Origin of the sequence: Klebsiella pneumoniae, from assembly GCF_000742135.1 — a bacterium.
Taxonomy (GTDB): domain Bacteria; phylum Pseudomonadota; class Gammaproteobacteria; order Enterobacterales; family Enterobacteriaceae; genus Klebsiella; species Klebsiella pneumoniae.
In genome coordinates, this window is sequence record NZ_KN046818.1 from 1,220,543 (window position 1) to 1,243,475 (window position 22,933).

The following is a 22,933-nucleotide window of genomic DNA, read 5'->3' on the forward strand; positions in this document are numbered from 1 at the left end:
TCCATCCTGACACAATGTGATACAACAACGCAACAGGGATTTAACGACATGCAGACATTACAGACCACCAGCCTGCGGGTGAGTGAAAATCAGCTTTTTATTCTCGACCAGCAGGCCTTGCCGCAGGAAAAACGCTGGCTGGCGGCGGATAACGTTGCGCTGCTGGTGGACCATATTCATACCCTGCGGGTGCGCGGCGCGCCGCTGATTGGCCTGTCCGCCAGCCTGCTGCTGGCCCTGCTGGCCCAGCGCGGCCTGAACCGGGATGCACTCCAGCAGGCGCTGGAGACGCTGCGCGCGGCGCGGCCGACGGCGGTCAACCTGATGAATAATCTGGATCGCATGAAGCAGGCGCTGGCCCTGGAGGATTACCCGCAGGCGCTGGAAGCGGAAGCCTTGCGTCTGGTCGAAGAAGATAAACAGCTGTGCGACCGCATCGCTGAGGCGGGCAGTGCGCTGGTGAAGCCCGGCAGTCGACTGCTGACCCACTGCAACACCGGTGGCCTGGCGACCGCCGGGGTAGGGACCGCCCTGGGCGTTATCGCGCTGGCGCACCGGCAGGGAAAAGTGACCAACGTATGGGTCGATGAAACCCGGCCGCTGCTGCAGGGCGGTCGTTTAACCGCCTGGGAGCTGGGCGAGCTGGGCGTGCCCTATCAGCTGATCGCCGATTCAATGGCCGCCAGCCTGATGGCGCAGGGGCAGGTGGATGCGGTGTGGGTCGGCGCCGACCGTATCGCCGCCAACGGCGACGTGGCGAATAAAATCGGCACCTATTCTCTGGCGGTTTTGGCCCATTATCACCAGATCCCGTTTTACGTCGCTGCCCCGCAGACCACCCTCGACCGCCATTGCCCGAACGGGGCGGCGATCCCCATTGAGCAGCGCGCGGCGGCGGAAGTGACCGGAGTGGCGGGCAGCTTCGGCGCGGTACAGTGGGCGCCGACGGGGGCCGCCGTTTACAATCCGGCGTTCGACGTCACGCCTGCTGGGCTGATAAGCGGCTGGGTGCTGGACAGCGGGGTGGTCACCCCGGCGCAGGTCGCCGCCGGGGCGTTTGCGCCGGACAACGGATAACGGACGTCGTGCCGGGCCTGGAAAAAAGGTTTTCCCGGGCCCGGACAAACACCGCGCCGCTACGGCAGGACCATGGCTACCGCCGGGGCGGATGACCGGTCGATACGCTGACCCAGCGCGGTGATGGCCGCCTGGAAGGGACACAGCGTACCAACGTCGGTCTGACGGCAGCCCGGCTGACGCCACTCCTGACGCAGCATCGGGTGCTGCGCGTCCGGCGTCTGCAGACGACGCAGGTCGTCGAGGCCTTGCGCCTGGAAATAGACCCGCAGATAGCGTTCTCCGCTCTTCGCGTTGCGCCAGCGCTCCAGCACCAGACTGCTGCCCGGCGGGATATTTCCCCGGCTGTAGCCCGGCAGCTGCCAGCTAAAGTTCATCAGCGTGCGTACCATGGCGATGTTGGTGTCATGGGCCACCAGCAGCAGCCAGCGTACGTTCGGATTCGCCTCCGGTTTGACGCCATCGAGCATAGCGTTGAGCAGCACCGACCCGCGTTTTTGCGCGGTATACAACACATCGTTACTCAGATCGTAGTTTTCCGTTAACAGCGGCAGCAGGGCGGTGATCTGCCTGGCCTGGGTGATCTTGCCCCACGCCAGCTGGCTGAGAGGCAGGTTTTCACTCCAGCCGAGACGCAGCGTCTCCACCATATTGGCCATCACGCTCAGTCCGCTAATGGTGGTCTTCCCACTTTTGCTCTGCTCGACCTGCCACGGGGTATCGAAGATCGGGCAGGGCTTATCGGCCTGACAAACCGCCTGTTTCAATAGCTGGATGGTCGGCGCCAGCGCCTGCCGACGCTGCGCCAGATCCCCGGCCTTCTCTTTCACCGCCGCCAGCTGGCGGGCGGGGTCGGTTTGCGTGGCGGCGAACTTGTCGGTCTGAAACAGGGGATCGGCATCCCCGCTGACATAATGGATAGCGACGCCGCAGCCGGGGAAGGCGCCATCCACCAGCGCCTGGGCGGTCGCTCGCGTCCGCTGCAGCGGGCTGGCGCGCACGTATATCGACTCCGCCGTCGGGCATCCGGCCTGCAGCAGGCCGAGCTGGCGGTAATGCTGGCCTTCCGCACGCCCTTTGTTGACCACGGCGGCATAGCCATGGCCGGTGAGCTCCCCGTCATGGGTGGTCCACTCGGTCCACGGTCGGCCGGTGGCGGCCTCGATGGCTTCCCGGTTGCCGGCCGTCGGCGGACGAATACCGTGGCGGCTGAGCTCGACCACTTTCTCCAGCTGCCAGTCCGCGGCGGCGGCAGATTGCAGCGCCAGCAGCGGCAGCGCGCAGGCGATAAACAGGCGTAACAGCCCCTGATGTCTTGCAGGCATCATATCTTCTTCCTTATTCGTTAATCGGTTATGAGGAGAACGAGGTCTGCCGTTCGACGGCATGGCGCCGGGCGACGATGGCGGCAGTGGTAAAACAGAGTAGCGCGGAACCCAGACCGGTACCCACCCAGAACAGCGCCAACGTGCTGAAATCATACAGCGTTTTGCCGTTTTCAAGGATAGCCGTTTTATCAATAATGATCCCGGTGAGAAACTCGCCCAGGCCGGCGCCGGCGTAGCTGGCGATGCCGATGGTGCCAAGCGCGGCCCCCGCCGCTTTGCGTGAGGAGATATCGACGGCGATCAACCCGCCAAGGAAGCAGGTCAGAGCGCCAATAGTGGCCCCGAAGATAATCATCGCCAGAATATCAGTGTAGTAATTGTGCGGCGACCAGAGCATCAGGGCGAAGCCGGCGGTGTTCAGCAGGCTGATGAATCCGGCCATCACGCTGCGGTTGCGCGGGAAAAAGCGGTCGGAGAGCATGCCGGCGATGATGGTCCCGGCGATGCCGGCGATAGCGTTGACGCCGATAATCCCGGACGCCTCCAGGGTGGAATAAGCTTTATCCTGCTCGAGAAAGAAGATCCCCCAGGAGTTGACGGCGTAGCGGTCGATGTACATAAAGGCGGAGGCGAGGGCGAGGGTCCACAGCGCCGGGTTGCGCAGCGCCAGCAGCTGGTTTTTAAACACCGAGCCGCGGGCTTCGACCTCCTCCTGCGGTTCATCGCGGATGACGTTGATGGACGGGAAGCCGCTGCTCTGCGGCGAATCGTGCATGAACAGCACCAGCAGCACCACGCCGGCGGCGCCGAGCGCGGCGGTGGACAGGTAGCCCATCTGCCAGCCAAACCCGGCGATCACCGCGGCGATCACCATATAGGTCACCGCCTCGCCGATATTATGCGCCGTCGACCAGATGCCATAGAAGGTGCCGCGCTCCTTAACGCCGTACCAGCGCGCCAGCGAGACCGCGCAGGGGCCGACGCCCATCGACTGCGCCCAGCCGTTGATCCCCCAGAAGATGGCCAGCAGCAGGGCGTTGGTGGTCATCCCCATCATCAGGTTCATCCCGGCGCTGAGCAATAAACCGAGGCTCATATAGCGCACCACGTTGGCGTGATCGGCGATAAAACCATTGACCAGTTTGCCGATGGCGTAGCTGAAGAACAGGGTAGAGCCGATCATGCCGAGCTCCGTCGGGGTGATCCCCAGCTCCACCAGCGCGCTTTTGGCGACGGTGAAGGATAACCGGCAGACGTAAAAGGTGACGTAGGCCAGGGTCATGGCGATAAAGGTTTGCCAGCGCACCCGGCGAAAACGGTGTTCATCAAACGCGGCGCCCGCTTTCGGCGGCGACGCCCGGAAAAAAGCGATAATTCCAGACATAGGTGGTTCTCCGCAGGTCGGAGGCCTGACTGATTGATGTGGTTCGTCCGTGAATGAAGTTATCGTTACTGTGTAGAGTACATAATCAGAGATAGCCTGACCCGTAAGGGTTAATGTAATGGTTGTGGGATCATCTTTTTCAGCTGCGGGTAGAGCGTCTGGCTGGCCAGCAGCAGCGGATTGCCGCGCTGGATCCCCTCCTGCGCCAGAAAATCGTTGCTGACGCCGCCCGCTTCGCGCATCAACACCAGCCCCGGCAGGGCGTCCCACGGGTTCATGTGCGGCTCGTAGTAGCCAATCAACCGGCCCGCCGCCGCCCAGGCGCTCATCAACGCCCCGGAGCCGTTGCGGATAAACATGCCGCCGTCGCTGAGCAGCGCCTGCAGAAACGGCAGAAAGTCCGCCGGGGTGACGCGATGCGAGGTGCCGACGCCCATCACGCCCTCTTTGACCGTCGTCGCGGGGTGCGGACGGATCGGAGCGTCGTTGAGCCAGGCGCCATGGCTCCGCAGGGCGTGAAACAGCTCGCGATGGTTGGGGTCGTAGACCACGCCGATGACCGGTTCGCCGTCGGCGACGATCGCCAGCGACAGGCACCAGGTGTGCAGGCCGTTGAGGAAACAGCTGGTGCCATCGATGGGGTCGACCACCCACAGCACTCGCGCGTCGGGCAGGCGGGCGCCGCTCTCTTCGCCGAGAAAACCATCCTCCGGAAACGCGCTCTGAATGCGCTGTTTGACAAAGGCCTCCACCCGCTTATCGGCCACGCTGACCACATCCTGCAGGTCGTCGCCCTTATGGTCGACGGTCAACGCCTCGCGCTGTTGATAGTATTCAAACGCCAGCTCAGCCCCCGCTTTCGCCAGCTCGCAGGCCAGACGGTAGCGGGCCTGTAGCGCTTCTGATTCCTGAGATTGCATAGTGACTCCCTATTTTGCACACGTGTGCATTTTGCCTGAAAAAAACAGCCCCGAAGGGCCGAATGAGTGTGGCCGGGTTTCGCAGAAGATTCTGTGATCGCTCCAGCATAAAATGGTTTTTTCATTTCGCACTATGACGAATAATTAGTTTCACCGGCACTTCGCGATGGCGCGAGGGCAGGCTGAAGCGGGCGATCCGCGTCATTAACAAATCCACCGCGTGGTGGGCCAGCAGGGCGGTATTCTGCTGAACGGTGGTGAGCTGATAGGGCTGCCAGTCCGCCTGCGGGATATCGTCAAAGCCGACGATGGCCGGCAGCGGGGCGGCGGCGTCCCGCAGGCCGTCCTGGGCGCCCAGCGCCAGCATATCGGTGGCGCAAAACAGCGCCTGCATCCCGGGGTTTTCAGCAACCAATTCTCTGGCAGCCTGGTAGCCGGCCTGATAGCCGCCGCCGTCGCAGAAGCGGCTGCTCACCGCCATATCCGACGTCCGGGCGATAAAAGCCTCATAGCGCTGGCGGGTGCTGAAGTTCTCGCGATTTTCGCCAATAAAGCCAACCTGCCGCCAGCCTCGGCGACTGAACAGATTCGCCACCAGCTTCGCTCCCTGGGCGTTATCGCTGCACACCCGGTCGCAGCCGGCGAGGTCCGCATGGCGGTTGATCAGGGTGACGGGGATCTTGCGCGCCAGATACTCCTCCGCCAGCGACAGCGGCGGCGCGCCGGAGGTGATGATCACCCCGGCGACGTGATAGCTCAGCAGTTGTTTAAGCGAGGGGGCGAGCTGCTGCGGATCGTCAGCGTTCATCAGCAGCGGCATAAAGCCATTGAGCGCCAGCTGATGGACCAGCGGCGCCAGCAGTTTGCTGCGAAACGGGTTGTCGAAACCGGCGGTGACGATGCCGATAAAATTACTGCTGCCGGTGATCATCGTCCGGGCGATGATATTCACCTGATAGCCCAGGGCTTCCGCGGCACTCAGCACCTTCTGCCGGGTCTTCTCCGACACCGAGGCGCCGGGGGTGAAGGTGCGGGAGACCGCCGAGCGCGAGACGCCGGCCAGTCTGGCCACGTCCTCGGCCTTAATCCATTTTTTATCGCTCATCGTCGTTTCGCGCCGTCTGTTTTCCAGGAGGCCGACGCCCGGGCGGGCGTCGGTCACGCACACTGCCTGAAAAGGTATCACAGAAAGGCGTCGTCGCGCAGCGCCTTGCGCCCTATACCGGGTAGCGGATGTGCTCCACCTCACGCTGCAAAATCACCCTGCCGTGGCGAATGGAGGTCAGCACCCGTGCCTGACGACGGACGGCCTCGTAGTCGTTTTCCGCATCGAGGATCAGCAGGTTCGCCGGGCGGCCTTCGGCGAGGCCGTAGTTATCGCCCAGACAGAGCGCCCGGGCGCTGTTGTCGGTGACAAAGTCGAGACAGCGCTGCAGATCGTCATAGCCGAGCATATGGCAGATGTGCAGTCCGGCATCCAGAATGCGCAGGATATTGCCGTTTCCCAACGGATACCACGGATCCTGAATCGAGTCCTGAGCAAAGCAGACGTTGATGCCGGCGCGATCCAGCTCCGCCACCCGGGTGACGCCGCGCCGTTTCGGCCAGCTGTCAAACCGGCCCTGCAGATGAATGCTTTCGGTCGGGCAGGAGATGAAGTTGATGCCCGAGGCTTTCAGCAGGCGAAACAGCTTCGAGCAGTAGGCGTTATCGTAAGAGCCCATCGCGCAGGTGTGGCTGGCGGTGACCTGCGCCCCCATGCCGCGCACCCGCGCCTCTTCCGCCAGCACTTCGAGGAAACGCGACTGCGGATCGTCGATTTCATCGCAGTGGACATCCACCAGGCGGCCGTAGCGCTGGGCGAGGTCCACCAAAAACATCACCGAGCTGACCCCTTTGTCGCGGGTGTTCTCATAGTGCGGAATGCCGCCCACCACGTCGGCGCCCATCTCGATGGCGCGCGTCATCAGCTCCCGGCCGTTGGGATACGATTCGATTCCCTCCTGCGGAAAGGCGACAATCTGCAGATCGATGAGATCGGCGGCCTCTTGTTTCACCGCCAGCAGCGCCTGCAGGGCCGCCAGCGACGGGTCGGTGACATCCACATGGGTACGGACGTGCTGGACGCCGAAATCGCGCAGCATGCCGATGGTTTTCAGCGCTCGCTGACGGGTGTCCTCCGGGGTAATACTCGCTTTGCGCTGGCTCCAGCGGGTGATGCCTTCAAACAGGGTGCCGCTGCGGTTCCACTCCGGCTCGCCCGCGGTGAGGGTGGCGTCAAGATGGATATGCGGCTCGACGAAGGGCGGGATCGCCAGCCGGCCCTGGGCGTCGATATCCCCGGCGTCGGCAGTCTGCATCGCGGCCTGGGCGGTGATGCGGTGAATCATCCCGTCCTGCAGGTCAAGAGTAAACAGCGCCTCCTGGCGGCGCAGGCGAGCGTTAATAATTTTCATGGTGGGTCCTGTAAATGGTTTTGCGATAAACGCCAGATCACCAGCGCGACCGAGGCGTTGAGATGAAACTGAGGGTGGCTGACCGGGTAGCCGGTCAGTTTTTCAATGCGCTGGATGCGCTGATGCAACGTGTTGCGGTGGAGACCCAGCCGGTCGGCGGCCCGCACCACGTTGCCGTTCTCCTGCAGCAGCGTCTCGAGGGTCTCCAGCAGCAGCCATGGCGCTTTACGGCCCGGCTCGATCAGGCAGCCAAGGGTGTCGTGCATAAAATCGTTGAGCAGCGCCGGGTCGCTGACCGCGGACAGCAGTTTGATAAACCCCAGCTGCTGATAGTCGCTGATGCGCTGGGTTGGCCGCAGGGTATCGCACAGATCCAGCGCCTGGCGCGCCTGCGACAGCGCCCGCGGGTAACCCTGCAGCTGCCTGACCGGCGCGGAGAGGCCGCAGAGCAGCGACAAACTCTCCTCTCCGTCCGCCAGCGCCTGCAGCCACTGCTGTAGCCATTTTTTCTGCTGAAAGCCTTCCCCCTCCTCATCCGGCAGCAGGAAAAGGAACATGTTGCTGCGCTCCAGCAGCGGAAAGGAATTGCCCTGCTGGTTGAGCTGCTGCTGCAGCTGCTGACGCACGCTGCGGTGGGCCTGCAGCAGCCAGGCTTCGGCCTGCTCGGGCGGGAACTGGCGAAACAGGCGGGACAACCCCTCCAGACGCAGCGCCGCCAGCCGCAGCGGACGGGTAAAATCGAGCTGCTGGTGCAGGGCGCGCTGATGGAGCATCTGCAGGTCCGGATAGTCGCCGGTGACCAGCTGCATCAGAATGTCGCGCTGCGACTGCAGGACGTTTTCGCTGCGGACCAGCGCGGTGCCGATGCGCTCGGTGACAATCACCATCTTCAGCAGGTAGGGCTGCTCGATCAGCGGCATGCCCAGCTCGTCGGCAAGGGCGATCAGCGTGGCGGGAATGGCGTGGATATAGGCCTCGCCGGTGAGGATCACCATCCCGGCGATGCCGCGCTGTTTGCCCTCCATCAGCAACTGGATCAGGTTGGCTTCATCCCGGGGATGGTTGATGCCGGTGATAAACACCAGCTCGCCGCCCATGATCCACTCGGCGATATGTTCATTTTCCGCCACGTAGTACCAGCGTACGGCCCGCTGCAGCCCTTGCTTTCCCGCCCGCAGACGCAGGGCGGAGAGTCCCTCAAGGGCCAGCAGTTCGCTGACCGTCAGGCTCATGGCTCCTGCTCCGCGACGGCGGCAGGCTGGCGTTTGCTTAGCAGAGTCAGGGCGATATAGACCAGCGCGGAAACGGAGATCCCCACCAGCGGCGCGATCCACGGCGAAAGATAGGCCACCACCGCGCCGGCGGCGTAGGCGCCGAGTCCCAGCCAGTTAAAACGCGGCAGGCGGGCGTTCTGCAGCAGGGGATAGCGCCCGCCGCGGGCGAACCAGTAGTCGGCGAGGATCACCCCGCCGATGGGCGGAATAATACTGCCCAGCAGCACGAGGAAGGGGATCAGCATTTCGTACATCCCGCCAATGGCCAGCACAATGCCCACCCCGGCGGCGGCGAGGGTCAGCGTCCGGCGACGTTCGCTGCGCAGCAGATGGCAGGCGGCGGCGGAGACGTTATAGATGGTGGGGCCCTGGATGGTCAGCAGGTTGAGACAGAGCATGATCACCGCGGCCACCGATAGCCCCTGCAGGATCAGCACTTCAACGATATCGGCCTGTTGATAGACGATAGCGCACCAGGCGCCGGCGACGATCATCAGCCCGTTGCCGATGAGGAAGCTGCCCATGCTGGCGAGAATGGCGGTCCGGCTGGAGTTGGCCAGCCGGGTCCAGTTTGTCGCCTGGGTGGCGCCGCTGGCGAAAGTGCCGAAGACCATGGTGATGGCCGCCGACCAGGTCATGGTGTCGCTCGGCGCAATACGGGTCATCGCCTGCCAGCCGCCGGCGTGGTGCAGCGCCAGATACATGGAGACCATCAGCAGCACAAACATCAATGGCACCGACAGGCGCGACAGCGCGTCCAGCCCCTTGTAGCCCACCAGCGCGGTGACGCAGAACAGAATACCAAACAGCACCATCAACGGCTGGGTCAGCGCCTCGGGCAGAGCGAGGATCTTCACCAACGAGATAGCGACCGTGGCGGTGCCCCAGGCGTACCAGCCCAGCTCGGCAAAGCCAAGAATAAAATCGGCCAGCTTGCTGCCAATCTCCCCGAAGCAGAACCGGCCCATCAGCACCGTATTCAGGCCGCTGCGCGCGGCGATCCAGCCCAGCGACGCGGCATAGAGGGCCAGCAAGGCGTTGCCGATGACGGCTATCCACAGCAGATTGACGATGGAAAAGGAGACGCCGAGTTTACCGCCGGCGAACATCGTGCCGGTGAAAAAGGTAAAGCTGAACAACACCATGGCGATGGAAAATACGCCTTTGCGTCCGGCGGCGGGCGCTTCGACGAGGGGAAAATCATTGCTGTTTGACATCCTGGAACCTCTGGCTGGTAGATGGGCGGTGATTGCCGGAAGTAGCAAGAGATGTGCCAGGAAAAACCGGGCACGGGGAATAGCGCGCGGTGTGCAACATGCACATTTATTGAAGGATCCCGGACGGGTAATGCCATTCTACTGTGCATCCTGCCAGGTTTTGCACCAGTCCAGGGCAGAGGAGGGCGGTGAGCGCATCCCTGGCGCCGGAGGAGAATTTTAGCCAGGACGATCCGCCTGTTTTTGGCCAGAGAGTAGTGGAGAATAGTGGTGTACTTAAAACGGTTGGTTAAATCACTGTGAATAAAGGTTATTTAATATGCTTTTATGATATAACCATTTGTCTTGTGTGTGTTTCCTGAAATATTGTCCCCTCCGGTTAGCGGTGTTAGTATCGGATAAATAGCCATTTAGACGGCTAAATAAATCATCGCTAACCTAAGGAACTGCTATGTGGCAAGAAAGACTCGCGCAACTGGTCACCACCTGTCATTGGATCGGCGCGAAAGGCTGGGCGCCGGCGACCGGCGGCAATATGTCGGTGCGTCAGGATGATACCTGGTGCTGGCTAAGCGAGTCGGGCCGCGACAAAGGCAGCCTGACAACCGAGGATTTTCTGCAGGTTGAGATCGCCACCAACCAGGCGCCTTCCGGACGGAAGCCGTCGGCCGAGACCGGTCTGCACACCCTGGTGTATCGCCTGTTCCCGGAAGCCAACGTGGTGCTGCATGTGCATACCGTCAACGCCACCGTGCTGTCGCGCATCGAAAAAAGCGACACGCTGGCGCTGCAGGGGTATGAAATGCAGAAAACCCTTAGCGGGCAGCATAGCCATCTCGATACCGTTCCGATCGCCATCTTCGATAATGACCAGGATATTGACGCCCTGGCGGCGCGGATTGCCGATTATGCGCAAACCCGCCCGCTGCGCTACGGCTTTCTGCTGCGCGGCCACGGCCTGACCTGCTGGGGGAAAGATATTCAGGAGGCCCGCCGTCAACTGGAGGGGCTGGAGTTCCTGTTCGAGTGCGAGCTGATGCGCCGCCGCTACGAGCCCTGAGCCGGAGCAGGTATGGATTTTTATCTTGGTATCGATATTGGCACCTCGCGGGTGAAAGCGGTGCTGTTTGATCAGCATTTCACCGCCTGCGCCAGCGCCGCGGAAAATACCTCACCCCGCCTGTCGGCCAATGGCTACGCGGAACAGGATATGACCCAGCTGTGGCATTCGGTGCTGGCTATTCTGCGCCAGATTGCCCGCCATCCGGCGCTACAGGCGGGGCGGCTGCGGGCTATCGGCCTCGCCGGGCAAGGGGAGGGGGTCTGGCTCAGCGATGAGCAGGGCGAACCGGTGGGCCCGGGGATCCTGTGGAGCGATACCCGCAGCCACGAGCTAATGAGCGACCTGCTGCGCCGACCCGGCTTCGACCGCCGCTATTTCGCCGATACCGGCACCCACCTGCAGCCCTGCAATACCAGCCTGCAGCTGTACTGGCTGAAACAGTATCAGCCGGCGCGGCTGGCGGCCGCGCGCTATCTATTTTTCGCCAAGGACTGGATCCGCTTTCGCCTGACCGGCGTGGCGGCGCTGGAGCTGACGGACGCCAGCAGCTCGTTACTCAATCAGCAGACCGGCAGCTGGTCCTCGGTGGTGATGAACGAGATGGGGCTGAACGAACTGCTGCCGCTGTTTCCCCCGCTGCTGGCCCCGGATGCCCCGGCCGGCACGCTGAGCGACGCGGTGGCGGCGCTGACCGGGCTGCCCGCCGCGACGCCGGTGGCCGCCGGGGCGCTGGATGTCTGTAGCGCCGCGCTGGGCTGCGGCGCGGTCAACGAAGGGGATATCTACACGATCCTCGGCACCACCTGCTGCACCGGGATCGTCTGCCGCGGCCCGCAGACGGTGAACGAGGCGACGCGCTTTGTCACCCATACCGAAGCCGGACAGGTGATCTCCCTGTTTCCGATGCAGGCCGGTACGCCAAACATTGACTGGCTGCAGCAGCATATTTCGCTGGACGCCGATCTGGGGCGCCTGGAGCAGGCGATCGCGGCGGTGGAGCCAGGCAGCGGCGGCGTCTTCTGGCAGCCGTACCTCAATGGCGAACGTGCGCCGTTTTACAGCCCGGACGCGCGGGCCGGCTTTTTCGGCATTAGCCCGCACACCACCCGCGCCGAACTGCAGCGCGCGGTGTTTGAAGGACTGGCCTTCGCCATTGTCGATGCGCTGCAGGGTTATCCGCAGGGCGGCGAGCTGTATCTGACCGGCGGCGGCGCAGCCTCGGCGACCTGGCTGCAGATTATCGCCGACTGTACCGGACGCACGGTGGTCTCCAGCGCCTTTAACGAACTGAGCGCGCGCGGCGCGGCGATCCTGGCGGCCCGTAGCGTCGCGGCGCTGGCCGAGACGCCTCCGCTGGCGCAGACCCGCTATCAGCCGCGCCCTCAGGCGCATGCCCGCTACGCGGCGCTGTATCCCGTTTACCGCCTGCTGCGCGAGCAGATGCTGCCGGTATGGCAGGCCAGACAGGCCGCCCTTCAACCTCTTTCTCAGGACCTACAACCATGAAAATCGTTTTTACCGCCGAGCATGCTGGCGACCTTAGCGCCTTCCACCAGCTGGGCGAGCTGCTGGTGGAGGGGTGGGCGCTGGGCAAACCGAAACTCAGCGCCGGTCAGCTGATTGAGCTGGCCCACGACGCCGAGGTGCTGGTGACCAGCTATGATGAGGTGACGGACGCGGTGATGGCCGCCTGTCCGCGCCTGCAGGTGATCGCCTGCACCCGCGCGAATCCGGTGAATATTGATACCCAGGCCGCCCAGGCGCGCGGCATCCGGGTGCTCTACACCCCGGGGCGCAATGCCGATGCCGCCGCGGAGCTGACGCTTGGCCTGATGCTCAGCCTGGCGCGCCATATTCCGCAATCCCATGCGGCGCTGAAGCGGGGGGAATTCACGCAGGCTGACAATGCCGCCGCCGCCACCCAGCAGGGTCTGCGGCGGGATGTGGTCTGGGACGTGAGCCCGGAAAGTCCCTATGAAGTGTTTAAAGGCACTGAACTGCGCAATAAAACGCTGGGGCTGGTGGGGTATGGCAACATTGGCCGCCGGGTGGCGCGTATCGCCCGGGCGTTCGGCATGGCGGTGTTGGTGGTGGATCCGTTCGTCGCCGCAGAGGATATCAATGAGCCAGGGCTACAGAAAACGACCCTGGAGGCGCTGTTCCGCGAGGCGGATATCGTCAGCCTGCACCTGAGCAGCGGGCCGCACAGCGACGGGCTGGTGAATGCCGCGCTGTTAAACAGCATGAAGCCCGGCGCGCTGCTGATCAATACCTCTCGCGCGGCGGTGGTCGACGAGGCAGCGCTGATTGATGCCCTGCGCCAAGGCCCGCTGGGCGGCGCGGCGCTGGATGTCTATCACCGCGAACCGCTGTGGCGCGATCATCCTTTTGTCATCGAGTTCGATAACGTGATTATCACGCCGCATATCGCCGGAGCCACCCGGGAGAGTATCGCCAAACACACGGCGATGATTGCCGCCGATCTTCAGCGCTATGTCGCCGGGGAGCCGCTGCTGTACCAGTGGCGTTAAGCCGCTTGCGCCGCCGCGTTCTGCAGCGGCGCGGGCCCATCGTCAGGGGCGATGGGCCGCCATAAAAGCCTGGGTCTGTTCCCAGTCCACTACCCCGGCATCCGATCCCATCCCGGTCGCCACCAGCGCGGCCACCGCCGAGGCGACGTCACACGCTGCTTTCACGCTGAGTCCGCGCGCCAGTGCGGCAATAAACCCGCCGCAGTAGCTGTCGCCGCAGCCGGTGGTATCCACCGCCTCGACCGGCCACGGCGCAATATGCTGCGGCCCGCCATCGCGGCCGATAAGCCAGGAGCCGTTCTCGCCGTCTTTCAGAATGCAGGTGCCCACGCCGAGCGCCAGGAAGAAGCGGCCGATGGCCTCCGGCTGCGTCTCTCCGGAGAGAAAGGCGGCTTCCTCCAGCGAAGGCATGAAATAATCCACCGACGGCAACAGGGGCCGCAGTAGTTCGAGGGTCTCTTCATTCGGGGCGATAAGGTCAAAGCTGGTGGTGACTCCGCGCGCTTTGGCCGCCTGCAACAGCCGCGCGCTCTGTCCCTGGTCCATTGCCGCCAGCAGCCCGGTCCCGCCGTGATGCAGGAAACGACAGTCAAGGACGGCGTCAAATTCCGCTTCACTGACAAACAGGGCGTCAGACGCGCCCCGGCAGTGCAGGGCCGGACGTTCGCCGTTGGGGCGAATCGGCAGGATCGTCGCCGAGGTCTCCTTCAGCGCGGTGCGCTGGATAAGCGAGCAGTCGATGCCCAGCCGGGCATAGCTGGCGAGGATAAAGTCGGCCTTTTCATCTTCGCCCAGGCAGGCCACCGCTGCGGTGCGGATCCCGAGCTTCGCGGCGTTGATATTAGCCCCGGCGGCGGTGCCGGCGGGGTTGAGACGAATTTGCTCAATAAAGGCGACGCCGCCGCGCGGCGGGATCGCCACCACCGGGCGCCCGGCGATATCCAGAATCGTCAGGCCGACAAATACGGCGTCAAAGGTTGCCATCGTTCTCCCGTTTAGCGATGCGTTTGGCGCAGGCGCGCCTGCCAGAAGGATAGGGCGAGGGCCACCACCAGAATCACGCCGACCAGCGCGTCCTTCACCAGATAATTGAGCCCCATCAGGTTCAGACCGTTATCAATAATGGCAAGGAACAGCACGCCGCCGAGGGTGCCGAGGATGCTGACCCGGCCCAGACGGGTAAAGGCAGTGCCGATAAATACTGCCGCAATGGCGTCCATCAGGTAAGACTGCCCGGCCAGCGGGGTAAACTGCCGCAGGTTGGCGGAGAGGATCACCCCGCCGACGGCGCAGAGCGCCGAGGCGGTCACCAGCACGCCGAGCATGGTCAGGCGATCGCGGATCCCGGCGATACGCGCCGCTTCGCTGTTCTGGCCGATGGCGCGGACATATTTGCCCCACAGGGTGCGCTCGGTAACCAGCCAGGCCGCCAGCCACAGCGCCAGCACGATCGCTACCGGCGTGGGGATCCCGCCAAGGTTGCCCACCGCCAGGTCGTGATACTCCGGGGCCATCCGCCGATAGGCTATCGCGCCGCCGCCGTCGGTATAGATGCGCTCGGCGCTGCTGGCGATAAACCAGGTGCCGAGCGTGGCGAGGAAGGGACGGATCCGGCAGATGAGGATCAGAAAGGCATTGAGCAGGCCAATCAGCACGCCGCCAAGCAGGGCGCAGCCCACCGCAGCCTGCCACGGCAGATGCCAGGTTTTCAGGGCGACGAGGGCGAAGGCGGCGCCGAAATCGAGCGCGACGCCCACCGACAGATCAATCGCCCCGGCGCTGACGATCAGGGTCATCGCCATCGCCACAATCAGCAGGATCGCGCTGCCCTGCAGCAGGTTGGCCCAGTTATCCACGGTTAAAAATACCGGATTCGCCCAGCCAAACAGGGCGATGGCCAGCAGGGTGATGACGCCAAATCCGGCCCGCGACAGCCAGGCCAGCGGGCTGCTGGCCGTCTGTTCCGCCGACGCAGAGGTTTTCAGGGTGATTTGACTCATGCCTCGCCTCCTTTGTGTCTGACCGCCGAGGCCGCCAGCACCACCAGGATCAGGCCGCCTTTAATGGCGCCCATCCAGAAGATATTGACCCCCAGCAGGCCGAGCCCGTTAGAGAGGGCGTTGACCAGGATTGCCCCCAGCAGCGCCCCCCAGATGGTGACCACCCGACGGCGCGAGAAGGCGGCGCCGATAAAGGTCGCCAGCACGGTCTCCAGCAGCAGCGGCGTGGCCGTCCCGCTGGAGCTGCCGGAGCCCTGGCTGAGCAGCGGCAGAATAGCCAGCCCGGCGGCAATGCCCGCTAACAGCCAGACCAGCAGGGTCAAGCGGCGCACGTTCAGGCCGCTCATCTGCGCCATATCGCGGTTGCCGCCCACCGCCTGCACATGCTGGCCGAAGCGGGAGTGGTGGAGCAGGAACTGGAACAGGATAAACACCCCCAGCAGGTAGACCAGCGGCCAGGGCAGGCCCAGCACGCTGTTGTCGCGAAAGGCGACCATCAGCGGATCGCTGACCGCGATGCGCCGCTGGCCGGTCAACAGATCTGTCAGGCCGGTAAACGCCACCGAGGTCGAGAGGGTGGCCAGCAGCGGCGGCAGGCCGGCCGCTAGCACCAGCAAGCCGTTGATCGCCCCGCACAGCAGGCAAACCGCCGCCAGCAGCGCCAGCAGCAGGAGATATGGCGTGTGCCATTCGGCCAGCCCGAGGCTGAGCAGCGCGACGCCGAGCACCGCCGTCGCCGGCAGGGAGAGGTCGATGCCGCCGGAGACCACGTCATCCCCGCCCACGGCGATAACGCAGACCAGGCCGAAACAAAGTATTGCCAGCGGAACGCTCTGGACCAGCATCAGGCTGATATTTTGCCAGCTGAGAAAGTAGGGCGACTGTACGCTCAGCCATACCAGCAGCGCCAGAAACAGGATCAGGGGAAATTTTTCAATCAGCGTCGCCAGGCCCGGACGGCCGCGACGCTGGATAGCAGTACTCATGGTGAAGGCTCCTGTCCGCCGTTGATCGCCACCAGCAGGGCGTCCAGCGTTAGCCCGCGGGTGGGCAGATTGGCCGCCAGCGCGCCGCGCCAGAGGACCAGGATCCGGTCGCATAGTCCGAGCAGTTCGGGGGCGTCGCTGGAGGAGACCAGCACCGCCCGTCCTTTATCGGCCAGCTGGCGCGTCCGTTGATAAATATCGCGACGGGCGCCGATATCGACCCCCAGGGTGGGTTCATCGAGAATAAACAGCCGGGCATCGGTCCCCAGCCAGCGGGCGAGGATCGCTTTTTGCTGGTTGCCGCCGCTCATGTAGCGTACCGGCAGCCCCGGGCGTCCCGGGCGGATCGCCAGCTGTTCTATCCAGTCGCGCGCTTTCTGCTCGGCGATACCCCGCCGCTCCCAGCCAAAGGTGGCGGTCTCCGGCAGTGAGGCGAGATTAATATTGTCGGCGGTGGTGAAGGGCAGGATCAGCCCCTGATGGCGGCGGTCGCGTGGCACCAGCGCCATGCCGGCGCGGATCGCCTGCTTCGGCGTACGAATGCGCCGCGGCCGGCCCTCGAGGTGGATGGTGCCGTGTTCCGCCGGGCGTAAGCCGTAGAGTAAGTCGACCAGCACATCGCGTCCGGCGCCCAGCAGGCCGGCGACGCCGACGATTTCGCCCGGCTGAATATCAAAAGAAAGCTCCTGCAGCTGCCGCCCGTCGCTCAGCTGGCGCACCGAGAGCAGCGGGGTCGCCCCATTGTCTGCCGCCGGGCGCTGGCGCGGAGTATACAGCTGGTCGATTTCCCGGCCGACCATCATGGCGATCAGCGCTTCGGTATTCTGCAGCAGGTCGCGGTCCGGGTAGCCGACCACTTCCCCGTTGCGCAGCACGGTGCCGCGGTCGCAGAGGGTGGCTATCTCATTGAGGTAGTGGGAAATATACAGAATGGCAATGCCCTGGTCGCGCAGGCGCAGGATGGCGGAGGAGACCAGACTGGCCTCCTGCGCCTCCAGGGGGGCGGTGGGTTCGTCGAACACCACCAGCCGCGCTGCGCCGTCGATCAGCGCGCGGGCAATTTGTACCAGCTTGCGCTCGGCCAGGCTCAGGTCGCGCACCAGCCGTTCGGGGTCGATCGCCAGCTGCCAGTTTTGCTGGAAAAATTGCGCCGTGGCGGCCTTCATCCGTCGGCGATCCAGCGCCCCCCAGCGGGTGCGATACTCCTGGCCCAGAAACACCGATTCCGCGACGGTAAAGTGCGGGATCAGGTTCAGCTCCTGGTGGATAATGCGGATGCCGGCGGCTTCGATGGCTGCCGGATTGCCGAGGGGCAGCGGGTGACCGTCGAGGGTGGCGCTGCCGCTGTCGGCCTGATAGACACCGGCGAGGATCTTGATCAGCGTCGATTTACCGGCGCCGTTCTCGCCAATCAGGCCATGAATCTCCCCCGGATTGAGGCGCAGGGTAACCGCATTAAGCGCGGTGACGCTGGCAAAACGTTTACCGATCTGCTCCATGACCAGACCAGCGGCGGGGCGTTCCCCGCCTGGATGTTGATTAATCACTGCAGCTCGCCGTATCCCAACTGTTTATACACCGCTTTCGCTTCCTGCGGACCTTTCACCGGAACCACCGGAATAAAGGTTTGCACCGGTAGTTTCTGGCCGGCAAAGTAGCGGGCCACGTTGTCAGCCGAGGTCTGGCCGATCAGATGCGGCTGCTGCGCGACGTTAGCCACGAACGGGCTGCCGGGCTCCGCCATGATCTCCAGGGTCTCCGGACCGGCGTCGATGGCCGTCACTTTCACGTCTTTATCGCGACCGGTCTCTTCCAGCGCCTGGACGATGCCGATGGCCGGTTGATCCCAGCAGGCGACATGGATGGCGTCCAGTTTGCCTTTCGGATACTGGCTGAGTAATTCGAGGGTTTTCTTGCGCGCGTCTTCCGGCGAGTTGGCGAACTGTTCCGCGAGCTCGGGCTGGATAATATGAATATCCGGATAATCCTTAAGGACATATTTCCACTGATCGTAGCGAATTCCGCAAATACGCAGCGCGCTGGAGAAGGCGTTAAATACGGCGACGTTGCCTTTGCCGCCTAATTCATCCGCCATGTAGCGGCCGATGGTTGAGCCTAAGGTGTAGTTATCGGAAGTAGTATTGTTGACCGAATATTGAGAAACATGATCTACGGTAAATACCGGGATACCGGCATCACGCAATGCTTTAAATTTTGGTTCGACGGCGCTATCGCCGAGAATACTAATTACCGCGTCCACCTTGCGTGACAGTAAAATATCGTGGTTATTGGCATGCACCTGATTATCGCGGCCGCCATCGACGCCAATGACTTTGCCCCCCAGCTTCTCCACCTCCTCTGTCGCGCCTTTAAAGGCCTCGCGATCCCAGAAATGCTGAGTGCCGACCACGGCAACGCCAATGGTTTTTCCCTGTAAGGAGAGGGCGTCTGCGGCAGCGACGCTCAGCGAGGCAAGGGAAAGCAGTCCCAGCGCGGCAGGCAATAATTTTCTTTTCTGCGACATTGTTATTATGATCCTGTGATGAAGGTGGTTGCGGACCGGTAGCATGACAAGAAGCACCTCGCCACCTCAAATACAAAATAAGTCTAAGTTATGCCAGGAATGTTATATCGCAGAAACGTCAGAGAAAAAGTTTATTTTGTCATGAGGAACCTGAAAATATTTCATGATGGTGGATAGACCTTTTTATTTTGTGGTTTTATTTTTGACTTATTCCGTGTTTATTTAGCGGATAAAGACAATTTTCTTAATATTGTGAGTGCATGGGAAATACGGCGTCTACAGAGAAAAAAAGAAGATTGCGCGGGCTAAAGCTTTTTTTAGCAGAGCAATGTCTGGCCGGGTAAGGATTATTACCCTATTTCCCCGCTTTATTGTAATGAACCTTAAGCTGAGAAGAACGCGGGCGCTATGAAGAAACAGCATAATTATACGGTGATGCACTGGGGAACCTGGCAGGTGGAGAGCCGTGAGGGCGAGATCGTGGCGGTTAAGCCGGTGCCCTGGGATAAAAATCCCTCACGCATCGGCCAGTCGCTCCCCGACGCGGTGACCAGCCAAACGCGCATTCGCCGTCCGGCGGTGCGCGCCGGCTATCTCCAGCACGGGCCGGCGTCACGAGAAGGGCGAGGTAAAGAGCCCTTTGTCGAAGTCAGCTGGGAGGTGGCCCTGGACCTGCTGGCGCGCGAGCTGCGCTCGGTCAAGGCGCGCTGCGGCAATGAGGCGATCTTCGGCGGCTCCTACGGCTGGGCCAGCGCTGGACGCTTTCACCATGCGCAGAGCCAGCTGCACCGGTTTCTCAAGGGCTTTGGCGGGTACACCGCCAGCACCAATACCTATAGCAGCGCCGCGGGCGAGCGTATTCTGCCGCATATTCTCGGGCCGCTGAGCCCGCTGCACCGGCAGCATACCCATTTTTCCGAGCTGGCCCGGGAGTGTCAGCTGTTTGTCGCCATCGGCGGACTGCCGCTGCGCAATGCCCAGGTCAACGGCGGCGGCGCCAATGACCATATGCTCCAGTACTGGCTGGATAAGATGCAGGCCAACGGCACCCGGTTTATCAATATCAGTCCGGTGCGCAATGACCTCAGCGCGGTGCCCGAAGCCGAGTGGCTGGCCATTCGGCCGGGCACCGATACCGCACTGCTGCTGGCCCTGAGCTATGTGCTGATCGCTGAGTCTCTCTACGACCAGGCGTTTGTTGCCAGCCATACCGTCGGGTTTGCCCCTTACTGCGCTTATCTGTTGGGCGAGCACGATGGCGTGGCGAAAACCCCGGCGTGGGCGGCGGCGATTACCGGCCTGGACGCCCAGCGCATCGCCGACCTGGCGCGGGAGATGGCCCGCCACCGGACGATGGTGAATATCTCATGGTCGATCCAGCGCGCCCGTCAAGGGGAGCAGGCCTACTGGGCGACGGTGGCCCTGACTGCGCTGCTGGGACAGATCGGCACGCCGGGCGGCGGCCTCGGGTTTGGCTACGCCTGCACTAACCTGGCGGGCGCGGTACGAAAAGCGTTTTCCGGCCCGCGCTTACCCGCCGGGGAGAATGCGGTGGACAGCGTTATCCCGGTGGCGCGGCTGTCCGATATGCTGCTGCACCCGGGAGAAACCTATGAGTTCGACGGTCAGCAGCGGCGCTATCCCGATATCCGTTTAGTCTACTGGGCGGGAGGCAATGCGTTTCATCATCATCAGGATCTCAACCGACTGTGCGAGGCCTGGCGCCGCCCGGAGACGGTGGTGGTGCATGAGCAGTACTGGACCGCGCAGGCCAAATTCTCCGATATCGTTCTGCCGGCCACCACCTCGCTGGAGCGAGAGGATATCGGCAGCGGCGGTCACGACGGGTTTATGATCGCCATGAGCGCGCAGATCCCGCCGGTGGGCGAAGCGCGTGACGATTACGCCATTTTCTGCGATCTGGCCGGGCGGCTGGGCTTCGGGGAAGCGTTCAGCGAAGGGCGTGACGCCGGGCAGTGGCTACGTCATCTCTATGAGGAGTCAAGACCGCGGGCGCAGGAGGAAGGTATTGCGCTGCCCTCGTTCGATGACTTCTGGCAGCAAGGGGTGCTGGAATACAGCGCGCCGGAGCGGCCGCAAATTTTTCTCGCCGATTTTCGCGCCGATCCGCAGCGCTATCCGCTTTCCACGCCCTCCGGCAAAATTGAACTCTTTTCCGCCACCGTCGCCGGGTTTGGCTATCGCGAATGTCCTGGCCATCCGTGGTGGGATGAACAGGAGGCCGCCCGCCAGCGGCAGGAGGCGGCGCGTTGGCCGCTTCATCTGCTCTCCAGCCAGCCGCGCGCCCGCCTGCACAGTCAGTACGACCACGGCAGCGTCAGCCGGGCGACGAAAATTCAGGGACGCGAGCCGCTGTGGATGCATCCGAGCGATGCGCAGGCAAGGGATATCCGCGAAGGCAGCGTGGTGAAAGTCTATAACGACCGTGGGGCGATTCTGGCGGGGGTGCACCTGAGCGAGCAGATTTTGCCCGGCGTGGTACAGATGTCCACCGGCGCCTGGTATGACCCGCTGGATCCGAAGGAAGAACGGTCGCTCGATAAGCACGGTAATCCCAACGTATTAACCGAGGATCGCGGCAGTTCGCGCCTGGGGCAGGGCTGTAGCGCCCAGAGTTGTTGGGTGGAGATCGCCCCGTGGCGTGAGGAACTGCCGCCGATCACTGCCTTTGATCCGCCGAAGTTTATTGAAGTTTAGGCGTTGGCGCTCGCCGGCGGCGGGGCGGGTAGCCCGGAGAAGGCGCGGTATGCGCCGCCTCCGGCAAAGCCCGCGCCTGGCGGTTTAAGACTGACGATAGTTTGACGTTACGCCAGCCGCGGGTAGGCGCTGGCGATATCGTCGCCGGTAAACTGAGCGATCCAGCCTTCCGGGTTATCAAAAATGCGAATGGCGGTGAAGTTCGGTTCTGAACCCATATCAAACCAGTGCGGGGTGTGGGCGGGAACCGAAATCAGATCGTTCTTTTCGCACAGCACCTGGAACACCTCGTCGCCAATGTGCAGGCAAAACAGGCCAGCGCCCTCGACAAAAAACCGGACCTCGTCTTCGCCATGGGTGTGCTCGTTCAGGAACTTTTCCCGCAGCGCCTCTTTTTGCGGATTATCGGCGCGCAGGCTGATGACGTCCCAGCTCTGGTAGCCCTTTTCGGCGACCAGTTTATCAATCGCATGCTGATAGGCGGCAATCACCGTTTCCGGGCTGGGATTTGCCCCGAGGTCGCGGTCGGCCTGCCAGCGCTCGAAACGGACGCCTTTGGCGTTAAGTTGATCCTGAATCGCTTTGGCGTCGGTGCTGTGCCAGACCGGCGTTTGCGGATCGGTCACGGAAAAAAGAGTTAATGCGCTCATGCTGGGATCTGCTCCGGATGAATGTCGTCAAAACGCTGAACCTGAGGATGGTGGCTCGCCGGGTCGCGGTCGCCGCGAACCAGCTGCACAGTGCGCAAACCCGCGGCCTCGGCGGCATCAAGTTCCTGATGGATATCCGACAGGAACAGGATGGTGCCAGGGGCATGGCCCAGGTGTTCAGCAATGTTACGGTAGGACTGCACCTCACGTTTGGCGCCTACCAGGGTATCGAAATAGCCCGTGAACAGATGAGTAATATCACCTTCATCGCTGTAGCCAAATAACAATTTCTGCGCAGCCACCGAGCCTGAGGAATATACATACAGATCAATACCCTGCGCTTTCCATTGCTCCAGCGCCGGCAGTACGTCCGGGTAGAGATGGCCGGTAAAGTCGCCGTTGAGATAGCCGTCGCGCCAGATGATCCCCTGCAGCGCCTTCAGCGCCGTGGATTTACGGTCTTCATCCATAAAGGTGAAGAGGGTAGTGATAAGGTCGGCGGTGCTGGCGGCGGGGGCGTCTGTTTCGCGGCGCAGGTTGTCGAGAATGGTTTTGACCGGTTCAGCGTGCTGCTGAGCGGTCACAAAGCCGGCCAGTCGTTCGCGGGCGTAGGGGAACAGCACGTTATGCACGAAGCGGATATCGCTGGTGGTGCCTTCTATGTCGGTCACGATGGCGCGGATCATGGTTTCTCCAGAGTGGGCGTAGCGTGGAATAACATTAGCATTTAGACGTCTAAGCGTCTTGATTGCCAAATATTAACATCGTGTTATAGTGGCTTCAACAACAGCATTACAATCGGTAT

At 62.7% G+C, this 22,933-nt stretch carries 19 protein-coding genes; 5 read left to right on the plus strand and 14 right to left on the minus strand.

All coding sequences use genetic code 11. The features are described 5' to 3' along the window. Positions 1–48 precede the first annotated feature (48 nt). Complete coding sequence (gene mtnA / locus DR88_RS19330) at positions 49–1,077, plus strand: S-methyl-5-thioribose-1-phosphate isomerase (RefSeq protein WP_004147545.1); 1,029 nt, start codon at positions 49–51, stop codon at positions 1,075–1,077. Between the two features lie 59 nt (positions 1,078–1,136). On the opposite strand, the gene DR88_RS19325 is transcribed toward mtnA, so the two are convergent. From DR88_RS19325 to codB, 7 genes are all read right to left on the minus strand, one after another. Beyond that, positions 1,137–2,405, minus strand: a complete 1,269-nt coding sequence (locus tag DR88_RS19325; protein WP_004176900.1) for a histidine phosphatase family protein — start codon at positions 2,403–2,405, stop codon at positions 1,137–1,139. Positions 2,406–2,430: 25 nt separating this feature from the next. Beyond that, complete coding sequence (locus DR88_RS19320) at positions 2,431–3,789, minus strand: MFS transporter (protein WP_002894151.1); 1,359 nt, start codon at positions 3,787–3,789, stop codon at positions 2,431–2,433. Between the two features lie 110 nt (positions 3,790–3,899). After that, positions 3,900–4,709: an inositol monophosphatase family protein gene (locus DR88_RS19315; RefSeq protein WP_025862163.1), complete on the minus strand. Its 810-nt coding sequence runs from the start codon at positions 4,707–4,709 to the stop codon at positions 3,900–3,902. 121 nt (positions 4,710–4,830) lie between these two features. Next, positions 4,831–5,781: a LacI family DNA-binding transcriptional regulator gene (locus DR88_RS19310; RefSeq protein WP_073980561.1), complete on the minus strand. Its 951-nt coding sequence runs from the start codon at positions 5,779–5,781 to the stop codon at positions 4,831–4,833. A 145-nt stretch (positions 5,782–5,926) separates the two neighbouring features. Further along, positions 5,927–7,165, minus strand: coding sequence for a cytosine deaminase (gene codA / locus DR88_RS19305; protein ID WP_004147550.1), 1,239 nt, complete (start codon positions 7,163–7,165; stop codon positions 5,927–5,929). Then, positions 7,162–8,397 carry a PucR family transcriptional regulator gene (locus DR88_RS19300; RefSeq protein WP_002894159.1) on the minus strand — a complete coding sequence of 412 codons (1,236 nt, stop codon included), beginning with the start codon at positions 8,395–8,397 and terminating at the stop codon, positions 7,162–7,164. The genes codA and DR88_RS19300 overlap by 4 nt, the downstream gene beginning before the upstream one ends. Continuing rightward, entirely contained in the window at positions 8,394–9,656 is a 1,263-nt protein-coding gene (codB, locus tag DR88_RS19295) for a cytosine permease (RefSeq protein WP_002894162.1), read from the minus strand. Before codB ends, DR88_RS19300 begins: the two co-directional genes overlap by 4 nt. A 451-nt stretch (positions 9,657–10,107) precedes the next feature. Between codB and DR88_RS19290 the strand changes: the two genes are divergently transcribed. From DR88_RS19290 to DR88_RS19280, 3 genes are read left to right on the plus strand one after another with little or no spacing between them, the layout of a single operon-like run. Beyond that, positions 10,108–10,716: a methylthioribulose 1-phosphate dehydratase gene (locus DR88_RS19290; RefSeq protein WP_002894164.1), complete on the plus strand. Its 609-nt coding sequence runs from the start codon at positions 10,108–10,110 to the stop codon at positions 10,714–10,716. Between the two features lie 12 nt (positions 10,717–10,728). Further along, positions 10,729–12,225, plus strand: a complete 1,497-nt coding sequence (locus DR88_RS19285; protein WP_004147551.1) for an FGGY-family carbohydrate kinase — start codon at positions 10,729–10,731, stop codon at positions 12,223–12,225. Beyond that, entirely contained in the window at positions 12,222–13,250 is a 1,029-nt protein-coding gene (locus DR88_RS19280; RefSeq protein WP_004147552.1) for a 2-hydroxyacid dehydrogenase, read from the plus strand. Before DR88_RS19285 ends, DR88_RS19280 begins: the two co-directional genes overlap by 4 nt. A 42-nt stretch (positions 13,251–13,292) precedes the next feature. Here the strand turns inward: DR88_RS19280 and DR88_RS19275 are convergent, their stop codons facing one another. From DR88_RS19275 to DR88_RS19255, 5 genes are read right to left on the minus strand one after another with little or no spacing between them, the layout of a single operon-like run. Further along, positions 13,293–14,234, minus strand: a complete 942-nt coding sequence (locus tag DR88_RS19275) for a carbohydrate kinase family protein (RefSeq protein ID WP_004147553.1) — start codon at positions 14,232–14,234, stop codon at positions 13,293–13,295. Between the two features lie 11 nt (positions 14,235–14,245). Continuing rightward, a complete protein-coding gene (locus DR88_RS19270; protein ID WP_004147554.1) occupies positions 14,246–15,250 on the minus strand; it encodes an ABC transporter permease in 1,005 nt (334 codons plus the stop codon). Next, the gene (locus DR88_RS19265; RefSeq protein WP_004147555.1) at positions 15,247–16,236 is read right to left on the minus strand and encodes an ABC transporter permease; all 990 of its coding nucleotides are present in this window, start codon (positions 16,234–16,236) and stop codon (positions 15,247–15,249) included. The genes DR88_RS19270 and DR88_RS19265 overlap by 4 nt, the downstream gene beginning before the upstream one ends. Beyond that, positions 16,233–17,735 (minus strand): sugar ABC transporter ATP-binding protein, encoded by a 1,503-nt coding sequence (locus DR88_RS19260; protein ID WP_025862040.1) that lies wholly within the window; start codon positions 17,733–17,735, stop codon positions 16,233–16,235. The genes DR88_RS19265 and DR88_RS19260 overlap by 4 nt, the downstream gene beginning before the upstream one ends. Before the next feature lie 44 nt (positions 17,736–17,779). Beyond that, on the minus strand, positions 17,780–18,760 hold the full coding sequence (locus tag DR88_RS19255) for a sugar ABC transporter substrate-binding protein (RefSeq protein ID WP_002894353.1): 981 nt from the start codon (positions 18,758–18,760) through the stop codon (positions 17,780–17,782). A 408-nt stretch (positions 18,761–19,168) separates the two neighbouring features. Here DR88_RS19255 and DR88_RS19250 point away from each other — a divergent pair, with 408 nt between their 5' ends. Next, a complete protein-coding gene (locus DR88_RS19250) occupies positions 19,169–21,478 on the plus strand; it encodes a molybdopterin-dependent oxidoreductase (protein WP_032443813.1) in 2,310 nt (769 codons plus the stop codon). A 107-nt stretch (positions 21,479–21,585) separates the two neighbouring features. Here the strand turns inward: DR88_RS19250 and DR88_RS19245 are convergent, their stop codons facing one another. Further along, positions 21,586–22,128 (minus strand): 1,2-dihydroxy-3-keto-5-methylthiopentene dioxygenase, encoded by a 543-nt coding sequence (locus DR88_RS19245; RefSeq protein WP_002894357.1) that lies wholly within the window; start codon positions 22,126–22,128, stop codon positions 21,586–21,588. After that, positions 22,125–22,814: an acireductone synthase gene (gene mtnC, locus DR88_RS19240; RefSeq protein ID WP_002894359.1), complete on the minus strand. Its 690-nt coding sequence runs from the start codon at positions 22,812–22,814 to the stop codon at positions 22,125–22,127. The genes DR88_RS19245 and mtnC overlap by 4 nt, the downstream gene beginning before the upstream one ends. Positions 22,815–22,933: the final 119 nt, after the last annotated feature.

Excerpts from the sequence above, each read along its gene's own strand:
- mtnA (WP_004147545.1), top strand. The coding sequence starts at position 49 with ATGCAGACATTACAGACCACCAGCCTGCGGGTGAGTGAAAATCAGCTT.
- DR88_RS19325 (WP_004176900.1), bottom strand. The coding sequence starts at position 2,405 with ATGATGCCTGCAAGACATCAGGGGCTGTTACGCCTGTTTATCGCCTGC.
- DR88_RS19320 (WP_002894151.1), bottom strand. The coding sequence starts at position 3,789 with ATGTCTGGAATTATCGCTTTTTTCCGGGCGTCGCCGCCGAAAGCGGGC.
- DR88_RS19315 (WP_025862163.1), bottom strand. The coding sequence starts at position 4,709 with ATGCAATCTCAGGAATCAGAAGCGCTACAGGCCCGCTACCGTCTGGCC.
- codA (WP_004147550.1), bottom strand. The coding sequence starts at position 7,165 with ATGAAAATTATTAACGCTCGCCTGCGCCGCCAGGAGGCGCTGTTTACT.
- DR88_RS19300 (WP_002894159.1), bottom strand. The coding sequence starts at position 8,397 with ATGAGCCTGACGGTCAGCGAACTGCTGGCCCTTGAGGGACTCTCCGCC.
- codB (WP_002894162.1), bottom strand. The coding sequence starts at position 9,656 with ATGTCAAACAGCAATGATTTTCCCCTCGTCGAAGCGCCCGCCGCCGGA.
- DR88_RS19290 (WP_002894164.1), top strand. The coding sequence starts at position 10,108 with ATGTGGCAAGAAAGACTCGCGCAACTGGTCACCACCTGTCATTGGATC.
- DR88_RS19285 (WP_004147551.1), top strand. The coding sequence starts at position 10,729 with ATGGATTTTTATCTTGGTATCGATATTGGCACCTCGCGGGTGAAAGCG.
- DR88_RS19280 (WP_004147552.1), top strand. The coding sequence starts at position 12,222 with ATGAAAATCGTTTTTACCGCCGAGCATGCTGGCGACCTTAGCGCCTTC.
- DR88_RS19275 (WP_004147553.1), bottom strand. The coding sequence starts at position 14,234 with ATGGCAACCTTTGACGCCGTATTTGTCGGCCTGACGATTCTGGATATC.
- DR88_RS19270 (WP_004147554.1), bottom strand. The coding sequence starts at position 15,250 with ATGAGTCAAATCACCCTGAAAACCTCTGCGTCGGCGGAACAGACGGCC.
- DR88_RS19265 (WP_004147555.1), bottom strand. The coding sequence starts at position 16,236 with ATGAGTACTGCTATCCAGCGTCGCGGCCGTCCGGGCCTGGCGACGCTG.
- DR88_RS19260 (WP_025862040.1), bottom strand. The coding sequence starts at position 17,735 with ATGGAGCAGATCGGTAAACGTTTTGCCAGCGTCACCGCGCTTAATGCG.
- DR88_RS19255 (WP_002894353.1), bottom strand. The coding sequence starts at position 18,760 with ATGTCGCAGAAAAGAAAATTATTGCCTGCCGCGCTGGGACTGCTTTCC.
- DR88_RS19250 (WP_032443813.1), top strand. The coding sequence starts at position 19,169 with ATGAAGAAACAGCATAATTATACGGTGATGCACTGGGGAACCTGGCAG.
- DR88_RS19245 (WP_002894357.1), bottom strand. The coding sequence starts at position 22,128 with ATGAGCGCATTAACTCTTTTTTCCGTGACCGATCCGCAAACGCCGGTC.
- mtnC (WP_002894359.1), bottom strand. The coding sequence starts at position 22,814 with ATGATCCGCGCCATCGTGACCGACATAGAAGGCACCACCAGCGATATC.